This is a genomic window from Dickeya sp. Secpp 1600, assembly GCF_003049805.1.
Classification (GTDB): Bacteria; Pseudomonadota; Gammaproteobacteria; order Enterobacterales; family Enterobacteriaceae; genus Dickeya; species Dickeya fangzhongdai.
Genome location: NZ_CP023484.1, coordinates 3,018,416 through 3,034,870 on the forward strand (window position 1 = coordinate 3,018,416; position 16,455 = coordinate 3,034,870).

Consider the following 16,455-nt stretch of genomic DNA (forward strand, 5'->3'; position numbering starts at 1 on the left):
TCTCCTTATAGTTAGCATACTAAGCAACTTCCCTGGATTGCAATCAACTCTGATTTAAAACGAAAGTCTAATAAAAAATGTCTTATTGTTATCAATCTATTCTAGCAAATAATAATTAATTAAAAATGATCTTGAACTTAATTTATATCATTAAATATCACCGTGCCGGTTAAAACAAGGCTGGTTGATCCGGCTCGGAGGGCGCTGAATTTTTTTCACTTCGCTGCGAACGTTTCATCCTTTGCCGACACAAACGCAGCACATCCTGTTTTTGCGCATCGCTCATCGTTCCCCAATTAAAGCGCTCGCTGCGGCTTCGAAAACAACCACGACAGAAGCCCCGGTCATCCGCCTGGCAGATACCCCGGCAAGGGTTGGGAACAGGAAAAAGTTCGAGCTGCTCAGCCACAGGACCTCCTCATCTGACGTCTTTATTGAAACCTTGATTGCCGTCACTGGCAAGCTTTCCGTAACGTTAGCGCGCAATTAACTACTATTTTCCCGCTTATCACGTCTTTTTTTCAGCAACCGCGCCTGAAAAGCGGCGCCCGACCACAGGTTTGGACTCCCCCCGGCAACGACGTTATACTCAGGCCCTGTTATTTCAGGCGGTAACGGAACACAACCGATATCGCCCATGACGGTTAACCCACTGATCAAAATAGGGGTCATTATGCGTTTACTTCATACCATGCTACGCGTTGGCGACCTGCAGCGCGCTATCGATTTTTACACCAAGGTACTGGGCATGCGCCTGCTGCGCACCAGCGACAATCCGGAATACAAATATTCTCTGGCATTTGTCGGCTATACCGAGGAAAGCGAAGGCGCAGTGATCGAACTGACCTACAACTGGGGCGTGGAAAGCTATGACCTGGGCACCGCCTTCGGTCACATTGCCTTGGGCGTGGATGACGTAGCGGGCGCCTGCGAACGTATCCGTCAGGCCGGCGGCAAAGTTACCCGTGAAGCAGGCCCGGTCAAAGGCGGCACCACTGTTATCGCCTTCGTTGAAGACCCCGACGGTTACAAGATCGAGCTGATCGAACGTTCACAGGCCGGTCAGGGACTGGGCAACTGATCATCCCGCCTTTGCTGTCCAGGTGCCGACAGGCGCCTGTCTTTCGGGGGAACGGTTATTCGCCGTCATGCACGGCTGCTGCATCCCCCGCCGGAATTTGCCATAATGCGCACTGCATGTTACTGAAGAAATAAGAAACGAATGGCTGAGAAAAATAACCTGAACGCCCTGAACGCGCGTTTTCGTGGCTTTTACCCTGTTGTTATCGATGTGGAAACCGCCGGGTTCAACGCGAAAACCGATGCGCTGCTGGAAATTGCAGCCGTAACGCTGAAAATGGATGAAAGCGGTTGGTTACAGCCGGACGAAACCTTGCATTTTCACATCGAACCGTTTGAAGGCGCTATCCTGCGGCCCGAAGCGCTGGCCTTCAACGGCATCGACCCTGCCAACCCATTGCGTGGCGCGGTGAGCGAATATGAAGCGCTGCATGAAATCTTCAAGGCCGTGCGTAAGGGAATCAAAGATCAGAACTGTAATCGCGGCATCATCGTGGCTCATAACGCGACCTTCGATCACAGCTTTCTGATGGCGGCGGCAGAACGCTGCGGCCTGAAGCGCAACCCATTCCACCCTTTCGCCACCTTTGACACCGCCGCGCTCAGCGGGCTGGTGCTGGGGCAGACGGTGCTGGCTAAAGCCTGCATTGCGGCGGAGATCCCATTCGACGCCAGCCAGGCGCACTCGGCGCTCTATGACACCGAACGGACAGCGCAACTGTTTTGTGAACTGGTCAATCGCTGGAAGCGTATGGGCGGCTGGCCGCTGGCATCGGGAACCGATACCGAAGCGTCGTTGGCTGTCGGCAGTGAAGAGTAAGGCTGCGCGGACGCGTGTGTCCGTGCAAACACCTTGCGCGATCAAAGCACCATAATCGTAACGAGTAAAACGACATCAGGCAGCGCCGGGCTGCCTGATACAGAAGGGGATTACTGCTGATCCGCCTGCTGGGATCGGTACTTGTCGGCGGTTTCTTTAATCAGTTGCTGCAATTCGCCGCGCTGATACATCTCAATCACGATGTCGCAGCCGCCAACCAATTCACCATCCACCCACAGCTGCGGGAACGTCGGCCAGTTAGCGTATTTGGGCAATTCAGCGCGGATATCCGGGTTCTGCAGAATATCCACATAGGCAAAACGCTCGCCGCACGCCGACAACGCCTGTACCGCCTGGGCAGAAAAACCACAGCTCGGCAGTTTGGGAGAACCTTTCATATACAGCAGAATCGGGTTTTCAGCGATCTGACGCTGAATCTTTTCAAGTGTCGTTGTCGTCATTCTATTGCTTCCTCAAGGGCGTGATGACCAGCCCATCAACGGCTGTTCATGTGACTCGCGGCATACCGTGCCGTGCCGCTTCTGTTGTTTTGTATTCTAACGATAGCGACGGCCACAAAAAAACGCTATCTTTTGTAGGGTTTTGTCTGACTGGTCGCGCGCCAGCACAAAACAACGCCGAATCGACTGATAATTAAGCAGCGAGCTCCGTTGTTAACGTTTTCTCACTATTTTGTAGTAACAATGCCTTATTCCCCACTTTTTTATCAGGTCATTTTCGGGAATACTGTAAAGATTGAACGATTGAGGACAACATTCGGTCAGAATTATCATGCGTTTATTTATTACGCTTTTCGTATTATTTTTCAGTAATCTGTTTTTTAACCTGGCACAGGCTAATCCACATAGCGCTGCGGTATTACCGCGCAAAACCGGCGTAGAAACGGCGAATAAAACTATTGAGGAATCCAAAAAAAGCAAGGTTGCCAAAAATACCAAAAAGGGTGCGGCGCCCACTCATGACAAAAAACCGGAAAAAACCACCAAAACCGCGCCTGCCAAAACGACCGCCGCTCACGATAAAAACGTCAAACCGCACAATGATAAAAAACCGGTGACCACTGCGGCCGCAGCCCACACAACCAGCAAGCCGCAGAAGCAGGAAAAAAGCGTTCAGGCTAAAGCGCCCGCCGGCAAAACCGCGAAAAAAGACACCCCGGCACCGGCGAAAAGCAGTCATAAGGCGCACGAAACCGTGATTGCTAAAACGGCGAGCAAAAAAGGCAAGTCTGCCGTCGTCGGAGAAGAAAGCGCCAGCGCATCACCACACGGCAAGAGTAAAAAAGGCCGGCAGGATAAAGCCGCGCTGACCATCAGCGCCGCTCACCAAAAGCGCTACCAGCATGCCAAACTGACCGCCATGAACAAGCTGATGAGCCAAATCGGCAAACCCTACCACTGGGGCGGCGCGACCCCCTACTCCGGTTTCGATTGCAGCGGACTGGTGTATTACGCGTATAAAGATGTGGTGAAAATCCCTATTCCGCGAACCGCCAATGAGATGTACCACTTACGTGACGCCGCGCCTATCAAGAAAAGCGAGCTGGAAAGCGGCGACCTGGTGTTCTTTCGGATAACCAACCGCGGTGCCGCCGACCATGTCGGCGTCTACCTCGGCAATGGTCGTTTCATTCAGTCGCCGCGTTCCGGCTCTGACATTAAAATCAGCAAACTGAGCGAGGACTACTGGCAGGATCACTATGTCGGCGCCCGTCGCGTGGTCACGCCGAAAACCATTCGCTAAACAACTTCCGCTGGAATGGCCGTTCTCAATACGACAAAAGGGGCATCGCGCCCCTTTTTGTTTTCCTGTCTTTGACGGCAACGATGCGCCGCTGACGTTCCAGGCGCCGCTAGCGCCACGCCGTCAGTTCAATACCGCGCTCAGACTAAAGATGATGATCATCGCCAGTGAAGCCACAGTGGTGAACAGCGACATTTTCAAGTTGGTATCCATAGTATTCTCCTGTATGTGACTGATGATCGCCGTCATCCTGTCATGTCTGAATCAATCCCCTATCCGGCAGACGGGGGAAACATTATAAAGCATAGGTCTATTATCACCCGGCGAGCGTCAAAAAACCGGTTTCTGCGTCACAGAGATAAAACGAATTGCCTCTTCCACTTTTGCTCTAAATCGGCCAAAATCCGCAGTTTACTGTATACACTGCGTTGGTCGAAGCGTCAGCCCTCCCTTCAAGCTACACACCTCGGCATGTCTCCTCCTGAAATGTTGCCTTGTTGTCTGGCAGGAGAAGAATTCACGCAGGCAAACGATTAACAACATATTTACTGCTGTAACAGACAAGCTACTGTAACAGATGAGTTCAGGAGTCACTTTAGATGGCAACGATCAAAGATGTGGCAAAACGCGCGGGCGTTTCGACCACAACCGTATCACACGTGATCAATAAAACACGTTTCGTCGCCGAAGAGACCAAGGCTGCGGTGCGTGCGGCCATCGATGAATTGCATTATTCGCCGAGTGCGGTGGCCCGCAGTCTGAAAGTCAACCACACCAAATCCATCGGCCTGCTGGCGACATCCAGCGAGGCGCCCTATTTCGCCGAAATCATCGAGGCGGTGGAAAACAGCTGCTACGCCAGAGGCTATACGCTGATCCTGTGCAACTCCCATAATAATCAGGACAAACAGCGCGCCTACCTGTCCATGCTGGCGCAAAAACGGGTCGACGGCCTGCTGGTGATGTGCGCCGAGTACCCGCCGGAACTGCTATCGATGCTGGCGGATTACCGCCATATCCCGATGGTGGTGATGGACTGGGGCGAAGCCCACAGCGATTTTACCGATACCATTATCGATAACGCGTTTGCTGGCGGCTACATGGCCGGACGTTACCTGATTGAGCGCGGCCACCGCGACATCGGCGCCATTCCCGGTTCTCTGGGGCGCAATACCGGCAGTGGGCGTTATCTGGGTTTCCTGAAAGCGCTGAAAGAGGCCGACATTCCGTTGCGGGAAGAATGGGTGGTTCAGGGCGACTTCGAACCGGAATCCGGCTACAAGGCGATGCACCAGATTCTGGCCCAGAAACAGCGTCCGACCGCGGTGTTCTGCGGCGGCGATATCATGGCGATGGGCGCCATTTGCGCCGCCGACGAACTGGGACTGCGCGTACCGCAGGATATTTCGGTGATCGGTTATGACAATGTCCGCCACTCCCGGTATTTTACCCCGGCGCTGACCACCATCCACCAGCCCAAGGAGCGACTGGGACAGGCGGCCTTCTCCATGTTGCTCGACCGCATTACCAGCAAACGCGAGGAAGCCCAGACCATTGAAGTGCATCCGACGCTGATCGAACGCCGCTCCGTCGCCGACGGCCCGTTCCTCGATTACCGCCGTTAAAATTCAGACGATTCCGTTATCTCTGTCTGGCTATTCAATCAAGCGGCAGGCCGCACCACACATGGTGCCGGCGCATGCTATCGCTGTTGAGCTCATGACTTAACGTGCTGCTTTAACCCAATGAATCTTGTCGTCGGGTTAAAGCAGTCATACACTTGTCACTGTCGTTGACGACAATAATCATGATCAGACGATGCTTTCGGCCTCATGCATCGCCTTACTTTTTCTATCCTGCCTGTTGACCGCTGCACCTTTTTGTTACGGCCAGGGATAGACGCCTTTCGTACCGGCTTTTCTCTTATTTTCCTCTGAGACGTTCAGGGGTAGACGATGGATTGGGTCCACCGAATGCCCTCCGTGGGTACATTTGTCTAATGTTTTTCCTTGCAAAGGCATTTTTCCGGCAAGGTAGGGAGAAGTTATGAGTTCATCTTATGTGGAGGAACTGGGTACCCCTAACCTATCCTGGTTCCAGATTGTTAATGAAATGCTGTCGGCCGCCGACATCGTCATTAACGGTTCACGCCCGTTTGATATTCAGGTAAAAAATCCCGACATGTATAAGCGCGTGCTGCGCGAAGGCTCGTTGGGATTGGGCGAAAGTTATATGGATGGCTGGTGGGAGTGTGAGCGGCTGGACATGTTTTTCCACCGCGTGCTGCGCGCCGGGTTGGAAAACCAGCTCCCTCACCGCTGGCGCGATACGCTGCGGATCCTGATGGCGCGGCTGACCAACCTGCAGTCCCGCCGTCGGGCCTGGATCGTGGGCAAGGAGCATTACGACCTCGGTAATGATCTTTTCACCCTGATGCTTGACCCTTATATGCAGTACTCCTGCGGCTACTGGAAACAGGCCGAAACCCTGGAGCAGGCACAGCAGGACAAGCTGCGCTTGATCTGCGAAAAACTGCAGCTGCGCCGCGGCATGACCCTGCTGGATATCGGCTGCGGCTGGGGCGGGCTGGCAGAATTCGCCGCGCGTCACTACGGCGTTTCCGTCACCGGCGTGACCATCTCCCGCGAGCAACAGAAACTGGCGCAACAGCGCTGCCATGATCTGGACGTGAACATCCTGCTGCAGGACTACCGCGACCTGAACCGGCAGTTTGACCGTATCGTTTCCGTCGGCATGTTCGAGCATGTCGGTGCCAAGAACTACGATACCTACTTCCAGATAGTAAAGCGCAATCTTAAACCTGATGGGCTGTTCCTGCTGCACACGATCGGCACTCACACCCCCACGCCAACGGGAGATAAGTGGACCAGCAAGTACATCTTCCCCAACGGCAGCCTGCCGTCGATAGAGCAAATCGCCGTAACCAGCGAGCCGTATCTGGTGATGGAAGACTGGCATAACTTCGGTGCTGACTACGACAGCACGTTGATGGCCTGGTATCACCGCTTCCAGCAGCACTGGCCAGCATTGTCCGGGCGTTACTCCGAACGTTTCCAGCGCATGTTCACCTATTATCTCAACAGCTTCGCGGGTTCATTCCGCGCCCGCAACATTCAACTCTGGCAGGTGTTGTTCAGCGTGGACGGCGTGGAAGGCGGCTTGCGAGTCCCCAGATAATCACCGCCATCCGGCGAATCGTACCTAAATAGCAAAAAACCGGCAGCCAGGCTGCCGGTTTTCATAGGGGAGAAAGCGTCAGGGAAGGAATGGCTTATTCGCCCTGCTCCGCCTGCGCCGCGGCCTGCTCCTGTTGCTGCTGCGCCTGACGAGCCAGGACGCGTTCGACCGTGTCGATGATGGCCTGGGTTTGCGGGTCGATTTCGATATTGATGCGGTCGCCCAGTCGTTTCTGACCCAGCGTCGTGCGCTGGAGCGTTTCCGGAATCAGATGCACGCAGAAACGGCTGCGGGTCACTTCCCCTACCGTCAGGCTGATACCGTCAATGCCGATAAATCCTTTGTGCAGCACATATTTCATCTGCGATTCATCAGCCAACCGGAACCAGATCTGGTGATTATTTTCCGACGTCAGGATTTTCACGATCTCCGCCGTACACATAATATGGCCGGACATCACATGCCCGCCGATTTCGTCGCCATATTTGGCGGCGCGCTCCACATTAACCCGATCGCCGGCTTTGACTTCGCCCAGGTTGGTCAGCCGCAGCGTCTCTTTGATCAGGTCGAAACTGATCCGATCGCCATCGATTTTGGTGACGGTCAGGCAACAACCGTTGTGCGCTACGGAAGCCCCGGTTTCCAGCCCCGGCAGCAGTTCGGGGGGCAGTTGAACGACATGAGTGCGGAAATTGGGTTTTTCATCAATCGACACGACGGTCGCCGTGCCCTGAACAATACCGGTAAACATGGTGCTGGTCTTGCCTCCTGGTCAGTATTAAGCGTGAACGCGACGCTACAGTGATATGGCGCGGCGAGCCTGCGCTCGGGAGAGACAACGTTCACTAATGTCTGGCAGTTTGCACCATATCCTCAGGAAAACCAAACGGGATCACTCCCGTTCAGTCAGTCATTGGTTTACTGTTGGCAAATCGTTACAATGCTTCATCTTTTTTTATAAATAAAGGATGATTGCCTTTCTCTCCCCATTAGAGATCTCTCTCCATCCTGCTTTAGGAAGGTGTTTTCGTGCAGAAGTACTTATCAGAAGCCCGTCATTTGCTGGCGCTGGCTATTCCGGTCATCATCGCGCAAGTCTCGCAAACCTCAATGGGTGTGGTGGATACCATCATGGCGGGCTCCTATAGCGCCACCGATATGGCGGCGGTGGCGGTGGGCACCTCCATCTGGCTGCCGGTCATCCTGTTCGGTCACGGTTTGCTGATGGCGCTGACGCCGGTCGTGGCCAACCTCAACGGCTCCGGACGCCGGGATCGTATCGCTCATCAGACTCAGCAGGCGTTTTTGCTGGCCGCGGCTATCTCCATCCTGACCATGTTCGTGCTCTATCAGGGAAAATACGCCATTAACCTGATGCATGACGGCGCGCCGGAACTGGCCGACAAAGCGGTGAAATACCTGCATGCCTTGTTGTGGGGCGCGCCCGGTTACCTGTTCTATCAGGTATTTCGCAGCCAGTGCGAAGGTTTGTCCAAGACCAAGCCGGGGATGGTGATCGGATTTATCGGCCTGCTGATCAACATTCCCATCAACTACATTTTCATCCACGGTAAGCTGGGCATGCCGGAGTTGGGCGGCGTCGGCTGCGGGGTGGCGACCGCCTCGGTATACTGGATGATGATGTTGATGATGGCGGCCTATTCCCGCCACGCCTATTGGCTGAAAGACATTCGTCAGTTCAAAACCCAGTTGAAGCCGGATTGGGCCGTACTCAAGCGGATGTCCGGCATGGGGCTGCCCATCGCGCTGGCGTTGCTGTTCGAAGTGACGTTGTTTGCGATTGTCGCGCTGCTGGTATTGCCGCTCGGGGTGGTTGATGTGGCGGGCCACCAGATCGCGCTCAACTTCAGCTCGCTGATGTTCGTGCTGCCGCTGTCTGTCGGCGTCGCCGCCACCATTCGCGTCGGCCACCGGCTGGGCGAAGGTTCGGCGGAGGCTGCCCGGGTAGCGGCGCATACCGGTATCGCTACCGGCGTGTTGCTGGCGATGTGCACGGCTATCTTCACCATCACGCTGCGTGAACCCATCGCCATGCTTTACAACAAAAACCCGGATGTGGTGGCGATGGCCTCGCACCTGATGCTGCTGGCGGCGGTCTATCAGATTTCCGACGCGGTGCAGACCATTGGCAGCGGCGTGCTGCGCGGTTATAAGGATACCCGCTCCATTTTCTTTATCACCTTCATCGCCTACTGGATACTGGGGCTGCCCAGCGGCTATACGCTGGCGCTGACCGACATACTGGTGCCGCGGATGGGGCCGGCCGGGTTCTGGTGGGGGTTCATCATCGGTCTGACCTCCTCCGCCACCATGATGGTGCTGCGGATCCGTTGGGTGCAACGCCAATCGCCGGCGCGTATTCTGGCGCGGGCGGCACGTTGATTCGTTGATGGCGGCAGAGCGCCGAAAAAAACGGCGCTCTGCTTACAAGCTCGTCACTCAGTGTGATCTAACGGGAATTTTGCGTTTTTTCCCTTGCCAGCGCCCCTGTAGCCCGTTAATATTCGTCCCCGCTGTCGCCCTGACAGTTTCAGTAACACGATGCGTTCATAGCTCAGTTGGTTAGAGCACCACCTTGACATGGTGGGGGTCGTTGGTTCGAGTCCAATTGAACGCACCATTCCTTCAAATATAAACATTCAGCCCGTGTTTATAACGACGTAAAAGCTCTGACTCCCCTTTTTTACCGATACGCTTTCCCACAAGTCATTGGCGCTACCGCTTTCCGGTTTGTTTTCTTCCTGATGATCACAGCAAACCAGCGCCAGCGGGAAACCCGGTGACGCCAGTAACGCCACTATTCCCGGCTATTGATGCAGTTCAGCCACCGTCATCGTAAAAATAAGTTTGCCGTCGTCTACGTTTGCGTAACGATGCGGCACATCGGTTCTTGCCACTGCTGAACACCCGGCAGGAATGATGAGCTCGGTGTTATCCACCTTCATGCTCAACACCCCGGTCTCAACATGGAACAGCTCAAGCGTCCCCTGGGGGTGGCCTGACGACTCAAATACTTCACCGGGGAACATCTCCCAGCGCCACAGTTCTATCATGTTGGGGCCGCTGGTCCCCGCCAGCAGACGCGCCGTACCGCCGTGAGGGCCGTTCCATAACGTTGGAATATTTCCCTGTTCGATCAGGTATACCGCCGGAGCGTCCGTCACGTTGACGATATCGGCAACGGACAAACCAAGCGCCGCCGCGATCTTACACAACATGGCGATGCTGGGATTGGCCGTGCATTTCTCTATCTCCACCAGCATACCTTTGCTGACGCCAGCGCGTCGTGAAAGCTCATCCAGCGAGAGTTTCTGCTTTTTCCGGTGCGCTTTGATTCTGCGGGAAACGGCTTCGCTCACCGTCTGGATATCCGCGCCCGACTCGGTCGATATATTGACTTTTTTGGTCATCGGTCGATAATGTGAAATAAATTAGTCATTTTAGGATTATCTAATGCTTTCCGTTTTACCGTCAATCGACGCCAGCGTTGCTATACTGGCACCGGGTTTCCGGGCACTGAGCATCACCGCGGCAGCAACGCCGATCACTGATCCTGACATCGCTGATAAAGCGCTGGTCGCTGCCTGCAAATCGGTTATTGCGGGAGAAGCACGCTGGGCTGATGCGCACCTCGCCGCCTGGGCTGATGTTTTCAGGAAGTTCGGCGCTAAACCGCAACGTACCCCGTGCTCAGCCGAGGCGCTGCGTAAACGTGTGCTGCGCGATGGCGGCATGCCGGGCATTGATCCGGTGGTGGATCTCTACAACGCCATTAGCCTTCAATACGCAATCCCCGTGGGCGGCGAAAACCTCGCGGCCTATGTCGGTGCGCCCAGGCTGACGATGGCAGATGGCACCGAGCGGTTCGACACCATGAAGGACGGGCTGCCGGCTCAGGAGTCCCCCGAACCGGGAGAAGTTATCTGGCGGGATGATGAAGGCGCAACCTGTCGTCGCTGGAACTGGCGTCAGGGAGTCAGAACGCGGCTGAATTCAGAAACCCGCCAAATGTGGTTTATTCTGGAAAGCTTGCCGGTGATGCCGTTGACGGCATTATATGACGCGGGTGAACGGCTGAGCGATGGTCTGCAACGCATGATGCCTGGGGTCAGCATTGAGATGACCCTTGTCGGTTCTGACTGCCGGGAATAAACCTCAGCGCAATAAAATACCACGCCGGATAAACCGTAAGCGTTAATCCTGTCAGAAAAGCCATTCGGCTTTTCCGCCTTGCTGGACGACCTGCAAGCGCTTTTGTTGTGGTGGGGACGACCCCATTATTCATAATGGAGTGAACATGTCCTGGTTAATTCTTTTTCTTGCCGGATTATTAGAAGTCGTCTGGGCTATCGGCCTGAAATATACCCACGGCTTTAGCCGTCTGGTCCCCAGCGTCATTACCGTTGTCGCGCTGTTCACCAGTATCGGGCTACTTTCCTTAGCGCTAAAAAATTTACCGACCGGTACGGCTTACGCCATCTGGACGGGAATCGGCGCCGTGGGTACTGCGCTGGCAGGGATTATCCTGTTTGGCGAATCCGTCAGCCCGCCGCGCATTATCAGTTTGACACTGATTGTAGCGGGAATTATCGGCCTGAAATTCAGTACGTATTAATTTAGTACGTATTAATTATTAATTTAGTACGCCGTAATAGCCGGTTGCACGCCCGCGTGTAAATGCGGGCGTGACGACAAAACCGGCACAGCACGGTTTCCCCATCAGTCTATCGACCTGTCCGCCAGCATCACGTCAAGTAAGGCATTGATATGAGTTTGCATGGTGTCCAGGCTTGCCACAGGTAATGTCACCCCATTGAACAACAGCGGCAGTTCGGTACAACCCAGAATAACCGCGTCGATGCCCTGTTCATCTTTCATGCGCTGCACAATATTCAGAAACACCGCCTGTGTTTGCGGCCTGACGATCCCCCGTTCCAGTTCCGTCAGGATTTTTTCCGCAATAAACGTTATCGCTTCACGGTCGGGAATGACCACGTTAATACCCGCCTCACGGAACGGTTTTTTGAAAAAATCCGCTTCCATCGTGACGCGCGTTCCCAACAACCCGACTGTCGAAAAACCTAATCGCTGCGCTTCATGCTCGCCAGTCTTGAAAAATGAAGCAAGTTAATATGCCGACCGTTGATAAATACCTTCGCCAGTCAGGCTTCCGGATGAATCCAGGAAAGATAAAGCGTTATCGTCAGAATCGAGATAATGGTGGAAAACAGTACGGTTCGCGAAGTAATGCGCGCTTCCCGGCGGTAAAACTCCGCCAACATGAAAGGCCCAGTTCCCGTCGGCAGCGCAGCCAACAGAACGGCGGTATAGTAGCGGATTGCGCACCAATGCCCCGACGACTTTCGCCACCAGTTGCGCACGCCGCCTCTCGGTCTGGATCCCCGTTTCAACAATCACGATCGCAAATGCAAAGAGCACGCAGACCGTGATAATCGTCGCGATTAGAGTCGGCGCCATCGCCGTCGGTCCCAGAAACGCCAGCGCCAGCGGGAACCCCATAAAACCCGTGTTCGCATAGCTTGAATTCAATGCGTCCAGCGCGGCATCGGCCAGATGTCGCGAACGGGAAATTTGGAAAATGAGAGTAACCGCGAATACCAGCACCGCGCCAAGACCAAACGCCATGATTAAACCGGGCTGCCATACATCAGACCAGCGCGCATGCGCAATAATGTCGAAAAGCAGTGCGGGAAGCGCAAGATACACGACGAAGCGGTTGAGTTCCGAGGTGGCATTCGGGCCGAAGATACCGAGTTTACGGAAAAATAAGGCATTCCACATATGGCTTTATATGGATATGGCTTGTGTGGCTTGACGGCGGCATATCCAGATAATATTGCCATGCGACATGGTTTGATGGCTTATGTTATCCGTAAAGAAAAATTAAACACACCTCGATTCATTAACTAATTTATTTATACCGAATAGTCATGCGTCATAAATAAAAACCAGACATTAGAGAAATAATAAACAAGCTAAAATATATTATCCAATGGCCTCGTGTCCGCATAGCCTCATTAATTAATTTCTCACTAATTTCCCAATAAATTCATTGCATTCCACATTGATGATGAAATAAACCCATCTCACCGCTTGCCTATATTGCCATCGAAGTTTAAATTATTGTTTATGAGATGTGAATTTATTGATAACAGAACAAGGCACCCTACTCATTACACAATAAGACGGCCTTAATTTAAATATTGTCACGTCAATCGACAACAATATCGAACCCAGTAGAACCAAACCCTGCAAAAAGCAATGTTTTGATTTTATAGCAAAAACCTATCCGGCCAACAGGCTGGCAGGTCGTTTTTTATTTTCATAAATCTTCACGGAGGTGGTAAATAATATGGTTGATTATAGTCATAGCTCGTCTACATTTTCGCATGCTATTACCCATGAAAACAGAAAGGTTAAAAGCACTGCGTCTACACTCCCTTCATTGAATGGTATTCGCTTTATTCTTGCCATCGGTGTTTATTTATTTCACGTATCGATACCAAGAATGTGGAATCCATTCTCCGATGCTGAGATTAGCGATAGTTACGCCTTTTTCTTCAGCAAGTCAGGATGGGTAGGCGTCTCTTTTTTCTTTATACTCAGTGGGTTCGTCATGACCTGGTCGGCACGCCCCATTGACGATCCGATTCGCTTTTACAAGAAAAGACTGGCGAAAATATACCCCAGCCATGTCGTCACCTTGCTTATTTTGATGGCATGCGGCGCCGTCAGCTTTAACCGACCTGATATATGGCTACCCAATCTGTTACTGATACAGGCATGGATTCCTGATATTGATATTTTTTTTGGTGCGAATACACCCAGTTGGTTCCTGAGTGCCATCATATTTTTTTATTTGACCTTCCCCTGGTTAATTAAATTGGTAAAACGCATACCGGTGACATTTCTTTGGCCGACCATCTGGATTTGTTACGCGGGTATGATTATCAGCCAGATAGTGGTATATGAACTCACCTCATCCGGCCTCCCCGTTCGTGGATGGCCCGTGCCAATCGGCAATACTCAGATGTGCCTTGCCTATACCTTTCCGCTATTGCGGCTTTACGAGTTCCTCATCGGCATGGTCACAGCGCGAATTATTCAAGAGGGAAAATGGATTCGAATTTCAATTACAACGTGCGTGGCACTAAGCATTCTGGCCTATATGGTCGATCTCTTCATGCCTTTTCAGTTTAGTTTTAATCTGGTGACGTTGATACCGTTCGTATTATTTCTGGGTTCACTGGTCGTGGGGGATATTAATAACCAACCTAATTTCTTGAGTTCAGCCTTGATGCAATGGCTTGGCACTATTTCGTTTGGATTTTACATGATCCACTATGCGATTCTGCTATTGCTGAAACGGACAATGGGAACAGCCAGCTACGATCTCGTTCACGCCACACTCCTGATTGTGTTAGGCGGTATAATGAGCATTTTGGGCGGATGGTTGCTCTATCGATTTGTTGAACGTCCGGCCAGCGCCTGGCTATCCCGCCGCTAGCCGACTCAAGCCTTGCAGCGGTGCCCGCTGCACACAATGACTCTGTGTTCTGATTAACGGCAACGACATGCTGTTGTAAGCCGTCGCTGAACGCACCATAAGCAAGCAGGACAAGCACATACCGGCGATTGTCCTGCTCACTTTCGGCAATGATTTTCAATCCGGCCAAACATTCAGCACTCGATACGGGGATGGCAACAAAATACTTGTCATTGCATCAGTGCAAGGCCATAATAGCGCCCGTTCAAAACGGGAAAGGAAACAGCATGATTTATCATGTACTTACCTTAAATACCGATAAATGAACGCTTCAATTTGCGACCGTAGCTCAGTTGGTTAGAGCACCACCTTGACATGGTGGGGGTCGGTGGTTCGAGTCCACTCGGTCGCACCATTTCATGTTCTATAGACGTACACTGATGTCTATAGTACCTTGAAAAAAAGAAATTTTTCATCTTCTCCCCTTCCAGTAATACCTATCGCAGTTCTTCCGTACCCAATGATTTTAAGTACAGGTTCAAGTCCATCCCGAATACGGGTGAATTCGATTCCAGCTTGTTACTGAGCAGATGATGTCATTGAATGGCTCAGCCTTGAGCGTTCCCAATCAATCCGTTCAAACAAAATAATCGTCATCGCCGCCATTAATAGGTTAGTCATCGGAAATGCCCACCACAGGCCAGAGATACCTAGCGAGGTATAGTGGGATAATCCCCATGCCAGCGGGATCTGAATCAGCCATTGAGACACCAACGCCAGTGTCATGGTCGTCATGGTACGCCCTGTGGCGCGAAAGGCGCCATTTAGCGCCATCTGTAGCCCAATTAATCCATAACATGGCGCGATAATATGAAAGAAATTCGTCCCGTAATAAATAACCTGGATCTGATCGGGGGCGAATTGCCCAATAATGTAAGGTGCAAAAACGAACCCTATCAGGCCAATAGTGGTCAGGGTGAGAAATGAGATCGTTGCGCTCAAACGGCCAATGGCATGCGCACGCTTAAATTGTCCAGCGCCAACATTTTGTCCAACAAGCGTTGCTGTAGCAATTGACATACCAATGGCGGGCACAATAACCAGTGCATTAATATTATTAACGACACCGTAAGCCGCCGTAACCGCCGTTCCCAGCCCTGTTACCAGGGACATCATCCCACTCGCGCCCAATGCATGAGCACACAGTTCAATTGACGATGGCATTCCCAGCCGAACGACGGATTTAACCATATCCCATCTGGGTTTCATCGCACGAAAATAGATCTTAAGGCCAGTATGACCAAACCGTAACACCAGCAATCCAGCCGTCATCGCAATGCCTTGATTAATGAGAGTGGCAATGCCTGCCCCCGTTACGCCAAATGCGGGAATAATCCCATAACCAAAGATAAATAGCGGACACATGATGGCGTTAAGAATCAGTGTACCCAGCGTAATCAATAATGGGATACGGACTTCGCCTGAGCCCCTCATCAAGGATTGCAGCATGGCAAAACCAAAGGTAAATATTAAGCCACTGATGATAACGCGCAAAAAGCTGAGTGCGAACGGAAAGACCTCTTCCTGAGTGCCGAGCGAATGCAACATCCAGGGGGCAAGAAAATACCCTGCCGCCGAGATAGGTATTGCAAACAGCAACGACAGCATAAATACCTGCGCCGCAATATCGTTTGCATCCTGATGCAAACGGGCGCCGATGCACTGTGCGACCAGCGTAGTGCCCGCTACACTCAAGCCAATACCCAAAGCAAAAGCAAGAAAAATGATGGGCTGACTTACCGATATCGCCGCCACGGATTTATCACCCAAACGCCCTACCCAGAACGCATCAATCATGATGTATCCTGACTGTAAAAGATTAGCCAAAATAACAGGGACGCCTATTTTTATCAGTGAGCGTAATATTGAACCTTGCAATAAGGCGTTTGGTTTTTCATCAATGAGTTCAGAAGACAATAATTAATCCCTTAATGTCAATCGTTATGGAAAACTTACCGTTATAAACAAACAGCAAGCATGAAAAATTCATTCACACCATGCAGCC

General features: G+C 52.3%; 16 protein-coding genes, 2 tRNA genes and 2 pseudogenes. 11 read left to right on the forward strand and 9 right to left on the reverse strand.

The window, feature by feature from the left end:
• Positions 1-169 precede the first annotated feature (169 nt).
• Positions 170-409 (reverse strand): DUF1289 domain-containing protein, encoded by a 240-nt coding sequence (locus CPA59_RS13435; protein ID WP_071605209.1) that lies wholly within the window; start codon positions 407-409, stop codon positions 170-172.
• 264 nt (positions 410-673) lie between these two features.
• Here CPA59_RS13435 and gloA point away from each other — a divergent pair, with 264 nt between their 5' ends.
• Positions 674-1,081, forward strand: coding sequence for a lactoylglutathione lyase (gloA, locus tag CPA59_RS13440; protein WP_038921020.1), 408 nt, complete (start codon positions 674-676; stop codon positions 1,079-1,081).
• Between the two features lie 141 nt (positions 1,082-1,222).
• Positions 1,223-1,900 (forward strand): ribonuclease T, encoded by a 678-nt coding sequence (rnt, locus tag CPA59_RS13445; protein WP_038919415.1) that lies wholly within the window; start codon positions 1,223-1,225, stop codon positions 1,898-1,900.
• A 110-nt stretch (positions 1,901-2,010) separates the two neighbouring features.
• On the opposite strand, the gene CPA59_RS13450 is transcribed toward rnt, so the two are convergent.
• Entirely contained in the window at positions 2,011-2,361 is a 351-nt protein-coding gene (locus tag CPA59_RS13450; protein WP_038668251.1) for a Grx4 family monothiol glutaredoxin, read from the reverse strand.
• Between the two features lie 331 nt (positions 2,362-2,692).
• Here CPA59_RS13450 and CPA59_RS13455 point away from each other — a divergent pair, with 331 nt between their 5' ends.
• Positions 2,693-3,664, forward strand: a complete 972-nt coding sequence (locus CPA59_RS13455) for a C40 family peptidase (protein WP_107759675.1) — start codon at positions 2,693-2,695, stop codon at positions 3,662-3,664.
• 123 nt (positions 3,665-3,787) lie between these two features.
• On the opposite strand, the gene CPA59_RS13460 is transcribed toward CPA59_RS13455, so the two are convergent.
• Positions 3,788-3,877, reverse strand: a complete 90-nt coding sequence (locus CPA59_RS13460; RefSeq protein ID WP_157987323.1) for a YnhF family membrane protein — start codon at positions 3,875-3,877, stop codon at positions 3,788-3,790.
• 386 nt (positions 3,878-4,263) lie between these two features.
• On the opposite strand from CPA59_RS13460, the gene purR reads away from it, so the two are divergent.
• Entirely contained in the window at positions 4,264-5,289 is a 1,026-nt protein-coding gene (gene purR / locus CPA59_RS13465; RefSeq protein WP_038668247.1) for an HTH-type transcriptional repressor PurR, read from the forward strand.
• 421 nt (positions 5,290-5,710) lie between these two features.
• A complete protein-coding gene (gene cfa / locus CPA59_RS13470) occupies positions 5,711-6,862 on the forward strand; it encodes a cyclopropane fatty acyl phospholipid synthase (RefSeq protein WP_107759677.1) in 1,152 nt (383 codons plus the stop codon).
• Between the two features lie 94 nt (positions 6,863-6,956).
• Here the strand turns inward: cfa and CPA59_RS13475 are convergent, their stop codons facing one another.
• A complete protein-coding gene (locus tag CPA59_RS13475) occupies positions 6,957-7,613 on the reverse strand; it encodes a riboflavin synthase (RefSeq protein ID WP_049855126.1) in 657 nt (218 codons plus the stop codon).
• A gap of 278 nt (positions 7,614-7,891) precedes the next feature.
• On the opposite strand from CPA59_RS13475, the gene CPA59_RS13480 reads away from it, so the two are divergent.
• Together CPA59_RS13480 and CPA59_RS13485 are read left to right on the forward strand one after the other, a co-directional pair.
• Positions 7,892-9,265 carry an MATE family efflux transporter gene (locus CPA59_RS13480; RefSeq protein WP_107759679.1) on the forward strand — a complete coding sequence of 458 codons (1,374 nt, stop codon included), beginning with the start codon at positions 7,892-7,894 and terminating at the stop codon, positions 9,263-9,265.
• 161 nt (positions 9,266-9,426) lie between these two features.
• Positions 9,427-9,503, forward strand: a tRNA-Val gene (locus CPA59_RS13485).
• A gap of 187 nt (positions 9,504-9,690) precedes the next feature.
• On the opposite strand, the gene CPA59_RS13490 is transcribed toward CPA59_RS13485, so the two are convergent.
• Complete coding sequence (locus CPA59_RS13490) at positions 9,691-10,293, reverse strand: helix-turn-helix domain-containing protein (protein ID WP_049855125.1); 603 nt, start codon at positions 10,291-10,293, stop codon at positions 9,691-9,693.
• Between the two features lie 43 nt (positions 10,294-10,336).
• Here CPA59_RS13490 and CPA59_RS13495 point away from each other — a divergent pair, with 43 nt between their 5' ends.
• Both CPA59_RS13495 and sugE read left to right on the forward strand, forming a co-directional pair.
• Complete coding sequence (locus CPA59_RS13495) at positions 10,337-11,035, forward strand: B3/4 domain-containing protein (protein WP_049855124.1); 699 nt, start codon at positions 10,337-10,339, stop codon at positions 11,033-11,035.
• Positions 11,036-11,180: 145 nt separating this feature from the next.
• On the forward strand, positions 11,181-11,498 hold the full coding sequence (gene sugE, locus CPA59_RS13500; protein WP_049855123.1) for a quaternary ammonium compound efflux SMR transporter SugE: 318 nt from the start codon (positions 11,181-11,183) through the stop codon (positions 11,496-11,498).
• Between the two features lie 104 nt (positions 11,499-11,602).
• Here sugE and CPA59_RS13505 read toward each other — a convergent pair.
• The 3 genes and pseudogenes from CPA59_RS13505 to CPA59_RS23310 all read right to left on the reverse strand — a co-directional run.
• Positions 11,603-11,971, reverse strand: a pseudogene (locus CPA59_RS13505) (aspartate/glutamate racemase family protein); the annotation flags it as partial.
• 74 nt (positions 11,972-12,045) lie between these two features.
• On the reverse strand, positions 12,046-12,165 hold the full coding sequence (locus CPA59_RS23305) for a hypothetical protein (protein WP_225622691.1): 120 nt from the start codon (positions 12,163-12,165) through the stop codon (positions 12,046-12,048).
• A gap of 184 nt (positions 12,166-12,349) precedes the next feature.
• Positions 12,350-12,685 (reverse strand): annotated as a pseudogene (locus tag CPA59_RS23310) (AEC family transporter); the annotation flags it as partial.
• 571 nt (positions 12,686-13,256) lie between these two features.
• Between CPA59_RS23310 and CPA59_RS13515 the strand changes: the two are divergent.
• Positions 13,257-14,411 carry an acyltransferase gene (locus tag CPA59_RS13515; protein ID WP_107759681.1) on the forward strand — a complete coding sequence of 385 codons (1,155 nt, stop codon included), beginning with the start codon at positions 13,257-13,259 and terminating at the stop codon, positions 14,409-14,411.
• A gap of 317 nt (positions 14,412-14,728) precedes the next feature.
• Positions 14,729-14,805, forward strand: a tRNA-Val gene (locus CPA59_RS13520).
• 164 nt (positions 14,806-14,969) lie between these two features.
• Here the strand turns inward: CPA59_RS13520 and solL are convergent.
• Positions 14,970-16,367 (reverse strand): solanimycin export family MATE transporter SolL, encoded by a 1,398-nt coding sequence (gene solL / locus CPA59_RS13525; protein WP_049855120.1) that lies wholly within the window; start codon positions 16,365-16,367, stop codon positions 14,970-14,972.
• Positions 16,368-16,455 lie beyond the last annotated feature (88 nt).

Coding starts and splice junctions, on each gene's coding strand:
- gloA (WP_038921020.1), top strand. CDS start 674: ATGCGTTTACTTCATACCATGCTACGCGTTGGCGACCTGCAGCGCGCT.
- rnt (WP_038919415.1), top strand. CDS start 1,223: ATGGCTGAGAAAAATAACCTGAACGCCCTGAACGCGCGTTTTCGTGGC.
- CPA59_RS13450 (WP_038668251.1), bottom strand. CDS start 2,361: ATGACGACAACGACACTTGAAAAGATTCAGCGTCAGATCGCTGAAAAC.
- CPA59_RS13455 (WP_107759675.1), top strand. CDS start 2,693: ATGCGTTTATTTATTACGCTTTTCGTATTATTTTTCAGTAATCTGTTT.
- CPA59_RS13460 (WP_157987323.1), bottom strand. CDS start 3,877: ATGGATACCAACTTGAAAATGTCGCTGTTCACCACTGTGGCTTCACTG.
- purR (WP_038668247.1), top strand. CDS start 4,264: ATGGCAACGATCAAAGATGTGGCAAAACGCGCGGGCGTTTCGACCACA.
- cfa (WP_107759677.1), top strand. CDS start 5,711: ATGAGTTCATCTTATGTGGAGGAACTGGGTACCCCTAACCTATCCTGG.
- CPA59_RS13475 (WP_049855126.1), bottom strand. CDS start 7,613: ATGTTTACCGGTATTGTTCAGGGCACGGCGACCGTCGTGTCGATTGAT.
- CPA59_RS13490 (WP_049855125.1), bottom strand. CDS start 10,293: ATGACCAAAAAAGTCAATATATCGACCGAGTCGGGCGCGGATATCCAG.
- CPA59_RS13495 (WP_049855124.1), top strand. CDS start 10,337: ATGCTTTCCGTTTTACCGTCAATCGACGCCAGCGTTGCTATACTGGCA.
- sugE (WP_049855123.1), top strand. CDS start 11,181: ATGTCCTGGTTAATTCTTTTTCTTGCCGGATTATTAGAAGTCGTCTGG.
- CPA59_RS23305 (WP_225622691.1), bottom strand. CDS start 12,165: ATGTTGGCGGAGTTTTACCGCCGGGAAGCGCGCATTACTTCGCGAACC.
- CPA59_RS13515 (WP_107759681.1), top strand. CDS start 13,257: ATGGTTGATTATAGTCATAGCTCGTCTACATTTTCGCATGCTATTACC.